Genomic DNA, 18,244 nt, shown 5'->3' with positions numbered 1-18,244 from the left:
ACTTGTGAAAGTGGTGACTTCTGTCTGGCTCAACGGTGTTCGAGATGACGCCCATGACAAGCACCGGGAGCGTCAACAGTCTGCCGCACTTTCGGTAGTGACCCCCGCCTGCCATCCCTGAGCAACAGGCAGATGATGATCTCAACCTCACTCCCTGACCATCTCGCCTCGCGCCTGACTACCACGTTGACAGCGACGCAGAACGGCCAAGTCGGGCCGGTTCGGGCAGAGAGGGCGAATCCCAGCTACGCGGATTCGATGGTCGCCACCGGCTGCTTGAGTACCCACCCCACCGCCTCCGAGTCCTCCGCGCGGCGCTGAAGCACCAGTCGCGCAAGATGGTCAGGGAGACAGGACGAGAACTTGAGGCCGGCGATGGCGTCGTCTGTCACCGCTGGCAGGACGATCGACGTGGCTCCGCTCTTGAGCCGGTCGATGGCCATCGCGGCCTGGGACATACCGTCCGCCGCCAGCCGGATCGAGAAGTTGTCATGTTGCGGCGCCGCCAGACCAGCCACGCCTAGCGATGCCGCCAAGCTCGCGTTGGCGCGCGCGCCGGCAAAGGTCCACCACTCCACCAACCCATCGCCTCGCATTCGGAGGCTGGTGCCCTGCCCATCATTCCAGGCGAACTCGCTAAGTGCTTCCTCGAAAGCCTTCCGGCCTCGGCGCGTCAGTGCGGCGGCAGGCAGGTTCACGCGTCCAGCGACGACGCGCGCGATCATTCGGCAGAGGTCGAAGCCAAGCGGCACGCCGTCACCGAGCCAGCGCGACTTGCCAGGAGCATCGGTCGGCACGACGTAAGCAACCCGAGCCGCCCAATCCACGCGCTCCACAGCCCACGACCGACCGCCCAGCAGCAAGACGGTGTTGCCCTCGCGGCCCAACGCAAATGTCAGGTGATGCACCGAGCCGAGTTCAAGCTCGCCGTGAAGAACGGAGAACAGCCCCTCGGAGGTGAACGCCGACACCAGGTCCATGAAGTGCCGCCAACCGAACTCCCTCTCGGCCTCGGTCCCAAGCGACCAGACCCCGCCGTCCTCGAAGAGGTACTGTCGCTCGAGCATGAAGCGGATGACCTCGTCGCGCTCGCCTGGCGTCATCGCCGCGAAGCCACGGTGTCGCCCGATCCAAGCCGGCCAGTCTCCCGCCGGGAGCCCGCGCTCCTGTAGGCACAACGCCATGATCTGCTGCGCCAGCAAGTGCATCGGCGAGGCTGGAGCCTCGATGCGCTCGACATAACCGTCTGCCCATAGCTGACGGAGCGCTACCGCGCGAACAAGCGCCCCGGTGTCGCGAGCGAGGAAGAGGCAATTGCGGACCGTCCCGGCGCGTCGGCCTGTTCGACCGAGCCGCTGCAAGAAGGACGCGACCTTTCCGGGTGCGTCGATCTGAATGACACGGTCGAGATCACCGATGTCAAGCCCGAGTTCGAGCGTGCTGGTCGCGACAATGACGCAACTAGACGACTCCGCGAACGCCTGCTCGGTCTGCCGTCGCTCGTCGGCGCTGAGCGAGCTATGGGACACGAACGTCTGCGTTCCCTTTGCGCGTAGCGCGGACGCGATGGTCTCCGCCCCCGACCGACTGTCGCAAAATACGAGCCGCTTCTCGCCTCGATGAAGCGCGGCAATCACGGTCGCGGCGTTCGCATCGTTGCCGACGAAGTCGATACTTACTTCAGCCGCGGCATCGAAGCCGGCCCCTCCGCGCACGACAACCCGCTCACCCGTGGCCGCGCCGGCCAGCCACTCCAGCAAGGCGTCGGGATTTCCGACGGTCGCGGACAGTCCAATTCGCTGCGGCTCTCGTCCGGCCAGCCGACGCAACCGCTCGAGGACGGCGAGCAAGTGCCATCCGCGATCATCACTCCCAAATGCGTGCACCTCGTCGACAATCACGACTCGCAGGTCGCCGAACAACGGCCGGTGCTCGACGCGCTGGCTGACGAGCATCACCTCGAGCGACTCTGGCGTCGTCAGCAGCAGATCAGGCGGGTCATCGAGGATGTGCCGTCGCACGGTTGAACCGATGTCGCCGTGCCAAAGTGCGACTCGCCGCCCAACCAAACCGCAATAGTGAGCGAGGCGTGGTTCCAGATTGTTCAAAAGCGCTCGCAGCGGGCACAGGTAGAGAACGGACAGACCGGACCAATGCTCCGCTAGCATTCTCGACAGCACGGGCAGCACCGCAGCTTCGGTCTTGCCGCCGGCTGTGGGCGCGACAAGTAGCGCGTGTGCACCATCAAGAAGAGGATCGATGGCTTCGAGCTGAAGAGGGCGAAGGTCGCGCCATCCTAGAGAGTTGACGACGTGGTGTTGTACGGCGGGGTGCAGGCGGTCGAAGGTGCTCACAGATCGATTTCAACTTCGTCGGGCGACGAAGCACCCCGCGCAGACCGTTCCGCGGGCGTGAGTTCCTGGGAACCAATCGTCAGGGCGTAGTGGCGCCGCGGGTCGAAGTCGGGAAACTGGTCGACACGGTCGAGAATGTCAACGACGAGCTTCTTGAGAAAGATGCGCGGCACGATGCCGACCTTGCCTCCGAGCGAACCGGTCACGGTGTTGGCCAGGTCGTGAAGATAGGCGTCGTCCACAACGGCCCGTATCCGCTCGTTGTGCGAGCCGCCATCGGCAAAGATGTCCCTGACCTTTCGCCCTAGTTCCATCAACCGGTCGTGCGTGAAGGCCTGTAGTCGAATCTGCACCGCCCGCGGATTGTCGAATCGAGCATCGGTCGCGAAGTCGACGTGCAGCCGTTGCGCGAGAGGTGTCAGGCGCGAGATCCCTTGTGGGCCGTCGAAGAAGGCCGGCGTACCGGTAATCAACAAGTAGAGACCTGGGAATCGGCCAGCATCCACCTCATCTGCGAGTTGCCGCAGGGCGTTGAGACTACGATCGCGTACATCGCCACGCATCCGCTGTAGCGTCTCGACCTCGTCGAGCACCGCCACGAGGCCGGCGTGACCAGAGTCGCGCAGCATGACGAGGAGGGCCTGCAGGGCGCTCAGCGCGCCGAAATGGTCGATGTCTCCCTTGATGCCTGCGCTGCGCTTGATCGCGGCGCCGACGTTCGGTTGCCCGGATATCCAGGCGACCAGACCGTCCGCCACGGCCCGCTCCCCCGCCGCAATGGCTGCACGGTAGGCTCGCAGTGCTGCGGCGATCCCGGGTGCAGTCCGAGTGATGCCGGCCAGTCGCTGTTCCATCAGTTCGTTGGTGCGAGCGAGCAAGCCTGCGCCGTCGGCCTCGGCAATGACACCCTCGGCCAGCACGTCCTGCTCGAGCGCAAAGAACCAGCCATCCACCACCGACCGAAGCGCGCCTGACGACACAGCAGCCGTGGACAGCCGCTCCATCAGGCGCCGGTACACCGTTTCCACCCGGTGCAGGGGCGTCTCGGTCTCCGAGATCTGCACCTCGGCACTCGCGAACCCACGCCGCCGCCCAGTCTCCTGGAGCCATCTGGCCAAGAACGTCTTGCCGCTTCCGTACTCCCCGCGCACCGCCTTGAACACGGCGCCGCCCCGTGCCGCCGTGTCGAGTTCCGCCTGCAGCGCCGTTTCGAACGGCTCGAGACCTACGGCAAGTACGTCCAGACTCGACTGGGGCACGGTCCCGCGTCGAAGCGCGTCGAGTAGGTCATGTCGACGTTGCGCACTCAGGCTCATCACACCTCGAACTGCAGTCTCATGAGCTCGATGTTCAGGACAACAGTATCCGACGGATCGTCGATCTCGATGACCGACTGCCCATCGAGATTCAAGAGTCGGGCTACCGCAACGAGCAGCCCGTTCAGGCGCGTAGGCGGAAGCTCCAGGCGCTGGCCAATCGCCGGTCGCGTCATCCGGCCACCTCGCTCGTGCAGCGCCATCAAGACCGCTCTCACACGGTCATCGGCCAGTCCAAGCCTCGCGACCTGGCCCCGCTGCTCCACGTAGATCGGAGATGTGAACAGCGCGTCTAGCCAGGGCGGCCCTGGCTGCTGGCCGGTGGCTACGACCGCGGCTGGGGCCTGTGTCGTCTCGGCTGGCGTTGGAGGTTCCGGCGACTCGGCCACTTCCAACAAGTTTCGAGGCGGTTCCCGAACGGGCGCCGGAGACGGTGCAGCCACCACAGCAGCAACCGCAGGCTGGAGAGCCAGAGCAGCAACCGCGGGGTCCCACCATGTCGGAATCGGAATAATCGACGACTGAAGGCCCGGCGCCTGCATCTCTGCGGTCCCGAGGACAAGCAGCGGAACGAGAACCTCCTGCGGCGTGGCGCCGCCGTGATATCCGTTCTTGCGCATCCCGTAACGGACGCGCTCGCTCCACGCCAGCACAAGGGAACCGTGGCGCCAAGCGCTCGCCCGACGGTCGCTCGCGCCGGACGGCCAGGCCGACGACAGATCCGCGACCCGAGGCCCTCCGAACATCATCTCGCCGTTGGACAGCGCCACGCCCGTCACGCGCCATCGGTCGGCATCCTCACCGCCACCAAGGCCGATCTCCGCGTCCACGACGTGACCGTGGTCGCTCGTGAGAACGACGATTCGGCCTGCTTGGCGAGCCTCATACAGGAGGGCGCCCAGAAGCGGAAGGTAGTCTAGACTCCAGCGTGGCCTTGCCTGATCCGCCTTGTGGAGGTAGTCGTCCACGGCGTTCACCACGACGCCGACAACGCGAACGTCCGGTGATGCCACGGCGTCGCGCACATCCTGGGCAAGCTGCCCGTGTCCATCCGCGCCAACCTGGCCCTTGTGGAACAGGCGCGGCGGGAACTTCGCCTTCGAGACTGCGACAAGCGAGGAATGCGAGGCGAATCCCGTGCGCTCGGCCTCGCCGGTACCCCGGGTCAACGCGCCACACAGCAGACTCGCCCGGCACACCTCGGTAGTGGTAGGCAGCACGCCGACGACGGCCCGAAGCGGATCCCGCCCGTCGGGAGCGAGCGGCGACCAGCCGCGTGACATAAGGCTCGCAAGAAGTTCGTGCGCGATGGCCCAGGTCATCCCGTCGATGACAGCCACGAGCACGGGAACAGATCGGGCGATCGGGGCGACAACTTCCTGAAGCACGCGCTCGATCGGCAACAACACCTGCTCGTCTGGCCCAGCCCCCGGCCACGCAGCCAGTCTCTCGGCAAACCGGCGGTTCGTCTTCTCGCGTTCGACCGTCACGCCGTCGCCCAGCGCCCGGTAGGCGTCGGCCACGGCGGGCACTTCATCGCCGTCTCGAAGCGCCATGCGCGCCCGGTCGACGAATGCCCCGTCTCGCACGTACGATGTGGCCGCCTGGTCGAGCGTTCCGGACGCGTCAGCAGTCTCGGTGATGATCCAACGGACAAGGCGCAAGGCCATTACCGCCCGAGCAGCCCTATCCGCCTGCGTGCGCGCCTCGTCGTGCGCTCCGACACTGTGCGCCAGGCTCTCGATGTCTTTGAGCGGTGCAACCCGATCCTGGGCAGACGCACGGGCCGCCACGAACGCACCCAACTCCCCTGCGAAGCGCGTGAGCCTTTGCTCGAACCCTGCTGGCGACCAGTCCGCCACCCACGCCCAGTCGCGAGCACCGAGCGATACCAGCAAGGCATCGGCGCGATCGACCCACCGACGCCGTTCACCTGGGTCCGCCTTGGCCAGCAGCTCGCGAGAACCTCGCCCCCATCGTTCGCCCGCCTCGATGCCCATCGGAAGTCCGGCCCGAAAGCGTTCCAGCCGAACGGCCGCTTCGCGAACGGTCGGCTCCCCTCGCACGTTCGAGTCGTACAACACCAGACACACGAGGCCGGCCGGCACTACGTCGGCACCAGTGCCCCCTTGCACCATCGCGAGCACAGCGCGCGCGGCCTCGCCAGCCGTCTCTTCGAGTCGCGCCGAAACTCCCTGGCGCACGGCGTCGTCGGCCCGCAGATAGCGCTCAACGCGACTGGCGTCGCTCGTCCACTCGATCAGCATCTGCAGGTCGGGACGCTCGTGGCGCAATCCGAGCAACTCGCCAAGGAACACGCGCCACGCGGTATCGAGATCGAGAATCCCCGATGCGACCGGTGGGAAGCCAGACGAGGGCGCAGCCTCTACGAGCGCGTCAACCAGCCAGGGAGGCAACCGGCCGTCCACCTCTCTTGCCTTGAACAGATCCGCGACGAGCCGCCACCGATCGGGTTGACGCAGGCGGCGACCCGCCAGGCGCGCCGTCACGTCGTCGCCCAGGTCCTGCTCGCTGAGGCTGGTCAGGATCACGAGCGGCACTCCGGTCCGCTCGTGATCAACGAGGCGCTCCCGGATCTCCAGGGGCGATTGGCTGCAGAGCACGGAAACCGTCCCGTGCTCGGTCTCGAATGCCGATGGCCCGCTCCACTGGCCCGGATAGCGTATACCGACGACGATCGGTGCCGCGTGAGTCACGCGTTTCCGGAGGGCGTCTAGCGCCTCGGCGCGAACGTGCGCCGGCGATAGCGTCAGCGTCGGTGTCACCGCCGATCCTCCACGCGGTCTACACGCCACGACAGCGTCAGCCTGCACTCACGAGACTGCTTCATCGCGTCTCTGATCTTGTCGAACTCCGCACTTGCTTCCGCGGGCATTACGTCAGTGACGCGTCCCTCATCCACAACGCGCCTCGACGTGCCAGCTGGCGGTGCCGGATCGACAACGACAGATCCAGGCCCAAAACCACCGGGAGCGACCACGACGGGTAGCGGTGACGGCACGCGCCGGATCAGCGTTACCGCCTCCGCCTGCGCCGTCTTCAACGCGGACCCGAGCGCGGTCGCCAGTTCGTCTGCTTCGAAGGCGAGCGCAAGCATGGCCTTGATCGCCCGTCCCTCTGTCGCGCGCGCGTCGGGCAACTCGCACGCCGCGTGGAGAATCCCCCACTCCGCTGCCTCGAGCACGGCCGCCAGGTCGCTCGCCTTCTTCAGGCTGATCCCCAACGCGTGCTCGCTGGTCGGCACCTGAGCCTTCGCAAGCGCGGCCACCAGACCGCGCCCTTCCGCCGCGAGCACCTGCTCCACGAGCGCTAGTCCGACAGCTGCGTTCCGGCTCCTGCTCGCGCCTCGCAAGTCCACACCCAGGCGCTCTGGCTCGCTGGCCCGTTGCAGGCCCGCTACCAGTTGACGGCACCCGTCGCGCCGCTCGCGCGCCACCTCGCGCACGTCGCCCGCCAGCTTCGCCACGTTTTGCCCACTCAAGAGCGGCGCCATGGTCACACCGAAGATGGCAGCCGCCCGCCTCACGGCCACGTTCCACTCGCCGCTCTCCGGCAACACCTCCGTCTTCAACTCCACATCGTCTGGCAGCGAGTCGAGCGACGGGCTGAACGCGCTGCCGGAACGGAAAAACGCGCGATCCGTCTGGGCGGCAAAGACCAGGATGACGAGATTCTGCACGTCCCGAGGCAGGCCGAGCGCCTGCGGATCGTCGGTCCAGGCACGAAGCCGCGCGACGGTCATCGCCTGGACACCCTCCTGCGCATGCTTCCTAAGGAAGTGCGTCTTCCAGTGCTCGCCGCGCACGAAGTGCGTCTCACCCATCTCTCCCAGCCGCAGCGGGACGGCGATTTGCCGCATGTCCTGGCGCAGGCCCTGCTCGACGGCAAGACGGTTTTCAGATGCGCCAACCGCCCGCACTACCTCGTCGAACACCTTCTTGAGGTTGGTCCTCGATAGTCTGGTGCCAAACTCCGGGTGGCCAGGGAACTGGTGCGCAAGCGCCTGGTCGAGCAGGTGCTCGAACGCCTGGCGCAGCGTTCCGGCCGCTGGCATCCTGGGCTCGAAGGCACCGTCGAGCGAACACAAGTGCAGCGGCAACTCGGACCGGGTGTCGAGCCAGCCGGCCTCTGGCGTTCTCAAGCCGTACGCGGCCTCCATGTACTGCGTGACGCGCTGGCGGAGCTGGCTGCGCTGGCTCTCGAGTATCATGCGCGCCGGCTGCCGATCGACCGGCGGCAGGTACGACACGAAATCGTCAAACCGCGTCTCTTTGAGGATCTCGTCCAGCATTACGAGCGTTGCCAGATCCTTCTGCGCGGCCGGGCTCAGGAAATCAGGCACCCACACGATGGTCCTGGCAGGGTCCTCGTTGGCGCGCAGGTCCTCGACCTTGCTCAGGTCATCGAGCGGCGTATGCGGCGCTTCGTCAAACGGATAGTCGATGACCACGCGCCAGCAGTCGTCGCTGCCGGCCATGGCCTCATAGGTCATCTCCCGCACGTTTCCGAACGTCAGCTCACAAAGCCGCCGGGTGCCACGCCAGGTGAACTCGTGCCGCTCGAATAGCTCGCCCTCGTTCGATACCCCGAAGTGCTGGAACAGTAGCTCTTTGATCTTGCGGCGTCGGCTGCCGGTATTGTCTTCCACACGGGCGCGCGCCATGACGCTCTCGATGTCGATTCCCGTGAGCTGTAGCGAGATGGTCGGATTCGGATCCTCGTCACCGACGCGGAGCTCGCCCACCTCCGCCGCCCATCGCCTGCACTTCGCCAGGACGATGCCCCCCTCGCCACCAGGAACGGGCGACTTGATGGTGCCGTGGTTGAGGGCCGCGAGCCGGGCTGCGGTAATCGCCTTGAACGCGGCCACTTCCGGTACGAGCGCGGCAAGCAACAACGTCTTTATCAAACGGTCGTCGGTGCGGAATGCTCGGGTCTTCTGAGCATCCGCCGTTCCCCGACGCACCTCGTCCAACATCACTTCGTGGTCACGTTCGAGCAGCGGCAGCAGCTTCTGGAAGTACAACTTCTTCGCGTCGCCAAAGCGCTTCCGCATCACGTCGGTGAACGGCTCGTCGCCTTCGGCGATGACGTCGAACAAGTCGCCCACCGGGACGATGTCGTTGAGCGTGAGGCGGTCGCGCTGCTCGACGAGCAGGAGGAGCATGATCTTGAGCGCCGTCCGCTCGCGCTGGAGCGCCGAGGAGACGGCAATCAGCGCCTGCACGAGCGCGGGGCTGAACGGATACACCTGGCGGAACATGGCACGGTCGCCATCGCCGGCCAAGAGGATGTCCATCACCTCTTGCCGCACCCTCGTCGTCTGATCGAAGGCGGCGTCGATGAGCGTCTTCCCCTCGGGTGTGCGGGGAGCAAGGAGGCGCTTCGAGGCAATGGCAGGCAGGTTGCGATCCTCGAGGCGGATTGTGGAGAAACGAGCCTCCCAGTAGTTAAGGATGTCGGCGAAGCGGAGTTGGTCAGCGCCCGTGACGAACTCGCCGACCAGATCCTTCAGGTCGCGCTGTCGGGCGACGAAGCTCACGAGCGGGATTGGGCGGTTGGTGTTCTGGTATTCGACCAGCTTCACCAGCTTCTGCCCCTCGCGGGTCACAAAGGCGGCGTCGGTCGCGCGGCTGGCGAGCCAGAGAATCAACTCGTCGAGGAAGAGAATCACGGCGTCGTAGCCGAGCGCCTTCGCATGGGCCGACATCACCGACAGGCCGTCCTCGAGCGGGACGAAGCCTGCGTCGTTCGCTTGTGCTACCTCGCCGTAGGACTCGAAGTACGTCTGCACGAGGGCCGACACGAGCTTCGTCCGCTCGCCATCGCCTGCCGGCGCGACGATCGCGACATCGAAACGCGCGCGGTTCCATGTTCCCTTCAGCGTGCCCCACCCGGTTCGCGGCGACCCGGCCGCCACATTGAGTTCCGCGAAGAAGCGGTCATCGCCCATCTTGGCGCGCAGACGCTGGGCATCGGCAAACAGGTACTCCGACTGGAAGACGGCAGGAACGGGCGCGTCCGGGTGGAGCTGGCGCACGTGTGCCGCGTAGTGCCCGAGGATGGCGGCCTCCATCGACTCGGCGCCGATCATGTGGTACGGGACGAGGAGGAAACGTTTTCCCGCCACCCACTCTCCATGCTTCGCCACGACACCGGCCAGTTCTGAAACACCCCTGGCCCCCGGGTGGTTGCGGAGCAGGAGCAGGAGCACGGCCATGAAGTGGCTCTTGCCGCTACCAAAGCTCCCGTGCAAGTAGGCGCCCTTGCTCGTGCCGTCGGTCAGCGCCCCGCGCACGAGCGCGAGGGCCTGGTCGAAGCAGTCTGCAAGCTGGGGCGTGACGACGTACTGGCGCAGCGTATCGTCGGCGCGTTCCACGCCCTCCGCGAGCTTGAGGACGAAATCGCCCGCGTGGACATGTTCGGGGATGTCGATGAGGTCTTTGATGTACGTTGTCACGGCCTGCTCTCTTGCAATCACCACCGCGCTGTGCGCTACCCGCGCCCGGCCAGCGCCCGCTCTTCGGCATCCACGAAGTCAGCGAAGTAGTCGCCTAGTCGCAACCCCGTCTCGGGGTCCACATCGTTGTGCCACTGCTTCACCCACGGCAGAAGCTCGCGCAACCCCGCCAAGAGCCGCTGCAGGCGTTCGGCACTCCAACCGTCCTGCTCTTTGACGAACACATAGTATGCGGACAACGCCTGGGCCCGCCTCAAATGGTCCCACCCCGCCCACGCAACGACGGGGGACGGATCCGTCTCGCGACTCGCGCCCGGGTAGCTGATGAATCGTTCTTTCGGGACATCGAGCTTCCCGCGAAGGCGCCAGAAAGGGCCTGACTTGAAGTCCGCGGAGATGTACTTTGGCGGAACCTGGATGTCTCCAATTTCACTTGCCTTGAGCACCTTCGCCCGCTCTGCAGTCAGACGATGCTCGTGGCCTTCAGGCAAGTCAATGCGCGCGTCGATTGCATCTTCTCGCCGCTGCGCTTCCCAGGTGCGCTCCCACACGTCCCGTTTGCGTTGGCCAGACTCCTTGTAGCATTGTCCCGGAGAATATGGCACGGCCTCGTCCATCACCAACTCAGTCACGAGCTTCAACACATCGAAGTCCGCATGACCTCGGTAGGCCTCAGCCACCTCCATGAACTCAGCGTCGCGCTTCGCTCGTTCGGCCAGCTGGCCACAAGTGGTCAGCTCCACCGATGGCCAGTACGCGGACGACTCTAGGCGGCCGAGAAGCCACGAGCGAAGAGCACGTTCCTGCTGCACATCCCAGGATTCAGTGTTCCATCGCCGTTTGTATTCAGGCTGCTCAATGAGACCAATCCATTTGTCGGCTTCGATGAGGGCAATTCGGCGCTCAACTACCTTTCTATATGCCTCTGGCCAGTCCGATGGGAAGTCGGTGATTGGCGTCGATCCATGCCTCTCGAACCACGTCGTCTCGAGTTCGCCCGCAACCATCTTGCGCGCCATCACAATCTCGAACGCGCGTTCTCCAACACGGATCCCCGGCATGTCTTGGGGGTGATAGCAGTAGTCACCAGTGAGCAGGCCGTACAACCCGTAGACTTCCCAGTCGAGCTCCTCCTGCAGCATCTGCATCTTGGTCAACAGTTCCCCATAGCCACGGCGCCTAGCCGCCAACGCATCCTTAGATTCCCAGCGTTCAACATCTCCCAGAGACAGCCGCAGGGACCCTAACTCGACAGCCTTCCAGTCAAGCGCCGACGCCAGACTCAGCGGCTGACCCGGAGGCAGAGGAAAGCCTGAAAGACCACCGGCGTTGTGAACGAAGAAGTGCTCCCATTTCTCGGTGGCGAGCCCACCGCCAATACCGCCCCCCCCCTTGTCATGCAGAGCTTGCTTCATCCAGAAGCACCCAGTCGAACTGTTCAATAGGCCGAGCAACGCTAGGTGATCGTCCTCTGTGGCCCCCGCCGGCAGTTTGATGACTGGCGCCGTCTGCTTGAATGCCTTTCCGCCGCGGTCGAGCACGAAGTGATTGTGACTGGCCACCTCGGCGAAAGAGATCGAAAGTGGCGTGCGGTACTTCTCAGCCACCCACCGATACCACGTCCACCAATCGTCACCTTGGTCAGCGCGCGTTCTTCCGCCGAACGACAGTGTCCCGTTGACGACCGTCCGGAAGAGCCAAGTGCGCCTCGCCCACGGGGCATTGAGGTCCAGGGCTATCGGAGAAAGAGATTCGTCATATGGAACGAATGCCGCCTGGCTCGTTGCAATGCACCAATCGCGGACAGACTCTCCTGTAACGAACTCCTTGATATAGGACGTCGTGACCCGCGCCCGTCGCAGTGCGGACAGATCCGCAACAAACACCTCATCCGCGCCGGGAAAACTGGCAAATCCAATCGAGTGGACAACCTCAGAAAGTCGCCGAGCTGAGCCACTGTCAAGAAGCTCTTTGAGATCCGCTGCCCCACCACCTCCCAGGGTCCACGGATGAACGTGGAACCGTTCCCGCTGCACGTCCGCGACGCTGACGAAATGACTCTCGGACCCGGCCAGATCAAGCTGTGCAAGTATCGCCGACCACACACTGCCCTTGGCGGCATCGTCCGGCGCTTGTGCCTCGCCACGTATACCCAGTACAGCGCGAATCGTCGACGCGTCCGGCTGGCGGTTCCGCCCGAACAGGATGACGGTTGGGGTGCCGTGGCCAGGGATGTACGCCCCCGATGTGTCGATGACGTGACTGACGTCCCAGCGGGGCATGTACTTCTCGATAAGTTCCTTGCCGAATGCCCGCTTCATGAACGAGTTGGCGGTCACCATTCCCACGAAGCCCGCTCGTTCACCGGGCAGCGCGAGTTCGAAAATCCGCTCCATGAACGGGACTGCAAGCGAGTACTGCCTGTAGCAGGAGTGATAGCGGTTGCGGTACGCCTCGTTGAGCGCCTTGTCCTTGACGGTGATGTATGGCGGGTTCCCAACGACCGCATGGTACTGCTGCCCGAGCACACGATTCAGCGCTTCGGCGTCTTCGGTCGCTAGCGCACGCCGGACCGGGTCTTCCTCGTGCAACGACATCTGGAGTTCGCCCTCGCCCGAGAACCGTTTCCCATGGAGCAGTGAATCGCCAGTGTAGACGTTGAGCGGGAACGCCGGCGCCTGATCCAGACGTGCAATCCCGCACGCGCGAAGCGCCGCAACCAGCAGCCGGAATCGCGCAATGGCGACCGCAAACGGGTTGACATCCACACCGCACACGTTCGCCAGAACCCTGCGAGCCAGCTCGCGTACGTTCACCGCTGGCTCGTGTCGCTGGCTGAGATCGAGGAGCCGCCGGAACGCCCCGAGCAGGAAGTGCCCTGAACCACACGCGGGATCGATCAAGCGTACCTCGCGATAGCCGAACTCCTCGATGGCGGGAGTCAGCGTGCGGTCCAGGATGAACTCCTCGACGAACTCCGGCGTCTGGAGGAGCGCATACTTCTTGCGCGCATCCTCTGATAGGTCCTGGTACAAATCACCGAGAAACCTCGTGTCAAGGGCAGGGTCCGTAAAATCGTGCGCGAGGGTTCCGCTTGCCGGGTCAATTCGCTGCCAGAATTCCAACAGCTGGGTCGCCCCATCACCTGTCGGCCCGAGTTTCCAGATGGGATTGTGGCGACTGTCGAAGATGTCGGCCGCGGCCGGGAGCTTCGAGACGGTCGTGAAAACGTGCAGTAGGTACTCGCGGTCCGAGTCGGCCGGCCGCTCATTGAAGTAGTACGTGCGGCAATCGCGGGCAACCGCAAGATGCTCGCCGGGCCCTGAGATGAGCGGCGGCGAGATCAGATCGTTGTCCTCCATAAACCGCACGAACACGGTTCCGAGAATCCACGCAGCGGCCGCCTGCGTGATCCATCCGTCGCGCCAGACCGTGTAGTCGTCTGCCGTCCGGCCCGCCTCGCGCGTAAAGGTCCATTCGGCACGCGCTGAACGATCGACGTCCGACTGGTCGTCACACCGACGCCGGATGTCATCCTGGAGGTGGCGGAGGAGCTTCGTAAGATCGGAGAGAAGGCCCTTTCGGTCGATCATTGAGGTCCCTACGACGCCTTCTGGCGCGCCCAGAGGTCTGGCACTGCTGCCCACTGCCCGGGCGTGATCACCGGAATAGTCTGACCAGCCACGGCTGGCATCTGGCCGGAAGGAACGAGCACCCACGCCCCGTGCAGTCCCGAGTCGCGCCGGCCCGCGCGATCGCGCAGCCGCTCGAGCAGCCCAAGCTGGCCGTAGCGCGCGAGCAGACCGGCATGCTCGATGAGCAGCGTGCCGTCCGGCCGAGCAAAGCTCCGTTCGAGCCGCTCCACCGCCCCCTTCACCAGCGTGACGAGAAGCGGCCAGTCGGGACTTCCAGGCCCTGCCGCGTCGGTCGCGATCACCGTGCACCATTCTGCGCCTGCCTCCGCGGCCTCTTCCCGCATCGCGACAATCAGCCGGTCGTCTACGCTCACTCGCTCCACGCCATACTCGCTGACGAGTCGCTCGACGGCCGGACGCGCATAGCGCGCAGCAACGGCGAGGGCGACAAAACCGCCATGCCTGGAGAGGTAGCGCAAACGTTCGTCGAACGCCTTGGCCTCGGCCTCTTCGGCCGACACCGGCCCCTCGCCGCGACGTGGGGCGGTCGCAGGTGTGAACGTGGACGTTGGCACCGACGTGCCGGATCGGCCGCGCGTGCCGCAATACGCACCCCGTCCGCCCGCTGCCTCTGGTGCCCATCGCAATGGCAGGCCCGCTTCCTCGAGGAGCGCGTCGAGCGCGGGCCGATCGGGTAGGGGCTGCGCCTCCGGGTAGCGGCTCCGCACACGCTCGCCGATCGCCTCCACCGATAATTGGTCCACGCCAACAAGTGCACTGGACGCGAGCTTGAGGGCGCGGGCGGCGTCGAGCCCCTTGCGATACAGCTCCAACCGGTTTGCGGAAACGGCGCCCGTGAGAGAAGCGGCCGCCGCCAGCGTCATCAGCCGGGCTGAAGTCGGCGGCTTCTCGCCCTCCGGTGGGTCATAGGCGCCAAGAACCTCCATTGCCCGCTGCGGCGCGACTACGACATCGGAGGCAAGGAGGCGGTCGACCATCTGGCCAAGGCGGTCTGCGTAGTTCGCCCACGCGTCGTCCGCCGCGCAGAAAATAACCGACCCGTTGCGCCGCACCACGTAACGCGGCTCACCGAGCGCCTGCTCTGCCTCCACTGCCGCCCGCCCAGCCGCAAGCGCGTGCAGGCTTCGCGTAGGATCCACTTGCACCGAGCCGCGGCGGAGCAGGAGCATCTCGGCCACCTCGCCGGCGGTGAGGACAGATCCGTTACGCTCCAGTTCCGCGGCTATCGTCGTTCTCAGCGCTGTGACGGATGGATCCTTGAGCCACCGTGAGCGAGCCCGGGCCACAAGCTGGCTGACACGCGCGCGCGACATGCCTATCTCGCGTGCAACGTCCGTCTGTGTCGGCCATGCGCCACCACTTTCGTAGGGGGCGTGCGGTGGCTCGAGGCCTAGCAGCAGCCGCAGCACTCGCTCCTCTGCGCCTTTCGCTCCGGCTCTGTGAGGCACGAGGTGTGGAACGATCAGATCCAGGCTGTGCGCCGCCGGTCCAGAAGCAACTGCCTCGCCGGCGTCCGGCACGGCCGCGCGCGGCACGACCACCGCTTGCGGGAAACGCTCCTGGAGCCGCTTCACCAGCTCGCCAATCTCGCGCCGCGTTTTGTGCCCGACGCCCCGCATCCCCCAGACGCTGGTCGTCGGCGTCGAGAGCAGATCACTGACTGTGATGACGTTCAGCCGATCGAGGGCGTTCAGCGCCCGCGTCCCCAGGCCAAGAGCCGCGATGGTGGTATCGAGCGTAGCCGCGGCAAGCAGCGCCTGAAGTCTCGCGCTGTTGTCTTCGGCACCAGCACCGGTGTCCACCGGCTTCTCGGCGATCTGGAAGACACGGCGCCAGGCGCGCAGCATCTCCTCGGCGGTGTGAAAGCGCTCGTCCGGGTGTCGCCGCAGCGCCTGTCGGAAGAACTCGGTGAGCGGTTCGCGCAGCGTGGCGTCGAACAGCTCCCCGTCGATGGTCACCTCATCGTCTATCAGGGCGGGATCGCTTTGACCGTCGCCCCAGCGGGGCAATGTCCCGGCCGCCATCTCATACAGCGTGATCGAGGTCGCAAAACGCTCCGCGTGGAAATCCCACCGCGCGGGGCGGCGCAGCGACAGAAACGGCTCCAGATAGGGCGGGGTGCCCGCCCGAATCTGATCGGCCGGTGTGCGCGAGAGCGAAAAGTCGAAGAGCACCAGCTCGAGACGGTCGCCTTCGCCAATTGGGCTGACGCCGAGGTTGTCGGGCTTGATATCGCGATGTGGGATCCCCTTGGCCTCTAGCCAGTCCACCGTCTGCAGCAGATCCTCACCGAGGCGCAATAACAGCTCCACGTGCAGTCGGCCTTCGGCGCGGAGCCGCTCCGCTAGCGTCTTGTCGCCCGCTCGGTCGAGGACGAGCGCCTTCCGGCCGGCAATCTCCAACTCGCCATGGAGTTCGACGATGTGCTGATGGCGAAGCTGGCGGAGGACATCGCCTTCTGCTTGAAGCCGGTCGTTCTGTTCCGGCGTCAACGCCACCTTCAGCACCAGCTCCCGGTTCTCCTGCAACACCAGCAGGGCCACTGCCGTGGAGCCCTTGCCCAGACGGCGGACGACCTTGTAGCCGCCCGGTAACTCGTCACCTGCACGTGCTTCGGTGGGCTCAATGGTCCGCTCGATCTGCTCGGGCAGTAACTCGCGCTCAGCGAGGTCCAGGTACTCCAGGAAATCGGCTACCGAGTCGAGGCGGCTCGCGACCGATGGTGCGGTGGCGAACTGAACCAGTTCCTCGAGCTGGCGGCCGGCGCCGTTGATGGCTGATGAGAGCCGCAGGCCGTGCCCCTCGCGAAGACGTTCGGTGAGGCTGAGGAGCGAGTCGGCGGGCGGCTGACCTGTGAAGAGGAACCAGGCCAGTGCGCCGAGGGAAAAGACGTCGAGATGTTCGCCAGTGTCGACGCCGAGGTGGGCCTCCGGCGCCATGAACACTGTGGTTGCGTCTTCCACGAGGGCATCGGGATGCGCCGTGGCGCTCACGGCACCGCCCTCGGTGGTGCTGCCATCGCGACCACCGGTCTGCCAGCCGAATATCTGGACGCGGCTTGGCAGCAGTGTGTTCGGCAGCGCCGAAACAAGGACTGTCTGCGGACTCAGCGCGCGATGCACGAGACGCTTCTCGTGGGCGGCCCGGACAATCTCGGCGATTTCGCGAAGTAGGCGAAGACGGTCGGCAACTGAGAGCGTGGCGCCCTGCTCGCGGATGTAGAGGTCGAGGCGCCTGGCCGAGGGGTCGTGGTCGAAGACAAGCGCCGGACCGCGCTCGTCTTCCCGGAAGTCAAGGGCCTTGAGAATGCCTGGGTGGTTGATCCCTTGGAGGATCTGAAACTCGCGCTCGGCGGCGCGCCGGATCGTCTGCCGCAGTTCGGCCGGCGCCCCAAGCGGAACGCGATACAGTCGGACGCGGCGCTTCAGGTTGGCGAGCGACACGTGAGTGGCCGCCCAATCCTGCCAGGCAGGGCCCTCGGCAAGCAGCGTCTCCAGTAGGTAGTCGCCAACCCGGCGCGTACGATTCGCAGGACGGATGCCCGCCTGCTCCATCGCCTGCGTGACGGCGCGAGCCACCTGTAAGTCGATGCGCGCCGGCGACTGCCCCCGGTCGTTGGCCGCCACACGGTCGGCCGTCAAGGCGCCGACGATTCCCGGCTGTCCGGCCCTGGAGTGGTCCGACGACTCGTCGCGCAGGTGCACCCGCAACGCAGCCGCCCCTTGAAGCCTGAGCCGTTGGTCCGGAGCCGAGCAGAAGATCAGAGGATCGAGAAACGGCACGTGCCCACGCTGAAAGGCCCGCTGGCGACGCAGCAAGCTCTTGAGCCGCTTGGCCTTGAGGTTGGCAAGCAGGAGCGGATTGTCGGCCGTGACGATGCGGCCGCTGTCGTGCCAGGACCAGGTATGGGCGTCCCCTTCGATGACGCCAGGTCGGCTCTTGATTTCGACGAGATAGAACCCTGTAGCCGTCAGTACGAGCGCGTCGACCTCGTTGATGCTGCCGTCGTCCGCGATGAACTCGAAGTTCGACCAAACCCGAACCGGCTCGCGATCGGGCAGCCGCTCGCGCAGGTAGTCGAGCGCCTCCTTCTCCCACGGAGTGCGGGATTCGGCGATGACGTGCCAGCGAGTTGAGGAAAGTGCCATGGTAGCAGCCAATTAGCCCCGGCCGGCGGGTGGGCCGGTCCGGGCGTTCGTAGTCGTGGATGAGGATACATCAAGGGAAGGCTCAGGCTTCAGCGTCTCCAGTTTCGAAGTAGGTCGAGCCTCGACCGAGACAAACCGGAGACCTGATCATCGCGACTGCCCCCAACCATTGGCAGCGAACGATCGGGGAGCGGCAGCGCCGCGCCCGTTCATGGACGGGACATGTCTCCCCCCGAGAGCCCGCCCAGGGTTGATGAGCCTTGAATCAGACTGCAAGGGAGGCAATGAT

The 18,244-nt window shown here is 65.4% G+C and carries 6 protein-coding genes; all 6 read right to left on the bottom strand.

All coding sequences use genetic code 11. The annotated features are described in order from the left end of the window. Positions 1 to 245: 245 nt before the first annotated feature. From NTV05_03695 to pglW, 6 genes are read right to left on the bottom strand one after another with little or no spacing between them, the layout of a single operon-like run. Positions 246 to 2,354 carry a DEAD/DEAH box helicase gene (locus NTV05_03695; GenBank protein ID MCX6543499.1) on the bottom strand — a complete coding sequence of 703 codons (2,109 nt, stop codon included), beginning with the start codon at positions 2,352 to 2,354 and terminating at the stop codon, positions 246 to 248. After that, a complete protein-coding gene (gene brxD / locus NTV05_03690; GenBank protein MCX6543498.1) occupies positions 2,351 to 3,670 on the bottom strand; it encodes a BREX system ATP-binding protein BrxD in 1,320 nt (439 codons plus the stop codon). The genes NTV05_03695 and brxD overlap by 4 nt, the downstream gene beginning before the upstream one ends. Continuing rightward, positions 3,670 to 6,456: a BREX-2 system phosphatase PglZ gene (gene pglZ / locus NTV05_03685; GenBank protein MCX6543497.1), complete on the bottom strand. Its 2,787-nt coding sequence runs from the start codon at positions 6,454 to 6,456 to the stop codon at positions 3,670 to 3,672. Before pglZ ends, brxD begins: the two co-directional genes overlap by 1 nt. Next, on the bottom strand, positions 6,453 to 10,151 hold the full coding sequence (locus NTV05_03680) for a phage resistance protein (protein MCX6543496.1): 3,699 nt from the start codon (positions 10,149 to 10,151) through the stop codon (positions 6,453 to 6,455). Before NTV05_03680 ends, pglZ begins: the two co-directional genes overlap by 4 nt. Before the next feature lie 35 nt (positions 10,152 to 10,186). Next, the gene (gene pglX, locus NTV05_03675) at positions 10,187 to 13,744 is read right to left on the bottom strand and encodes a BREX-2 system adenine-specific DNA-methyltransferase PglX (protein MCX6543495.1); all 3,558 of its coding nucleotides are present in this window, start codon (positions 13,742 to 13,744) and stop codon (positions 10,187 to 10,189) included. A gap of 8 nt (positions 13,745 to 13,752) precedes the next feature. Continuing rightward, the gene (gene pglW, locus NTV05_03670) at positions 13,753 to 17,955 is read right to left on the bottom strand and encodes a BREX system serine/threonine kinase PglW (GenBank protein MCX6543494.1); all 4,203 of its coding nucleotides are present in this window, start codon (positions 17,953 to 17,955) and stop codon (positions 13,753 to 13,755) included. Positions 17,956 to 18,244: the final 289 nt, after the last annotated feature.

It is taken from the genome of Acidobacteriota bacterium (assembly GCA_026393755.1).
GTDB lineage: Bacteria > Acidobacteriota > Vicinamibacteria > Vicinamibacterales > JAKQTR01 > JBAXOX01.
Note: the sequence above shows the minus strand (reverse complement) of the source record. Positions and strands in the feature narration are given on the sequence as shown.

What these genes read in the sequence shown, in the direction of transcription:
- brxD (MCX6543498.1), bottom strand. Translation starts at nt 3,670, where the DNA reads ATGAGCCTGAGTGCGCAACGTCGACATGACCTACTCGACGCGCTTCGA.
- pglX (MCX6543495.1), bottom strand. Translation starts at nt 13,744, where the DNA reads ATGATCGACCGAAAGGGCCTTCTCTCCGATCTTACGAAGCTCCTCCGC.
- pglW (MCX6543494.1), bottom strand. Translation starts at nt 17,955, where the DNA reads ATGGCACTTTCCTCAACTCGCTGGCACGTCATCGCCGAATCCCGCACT.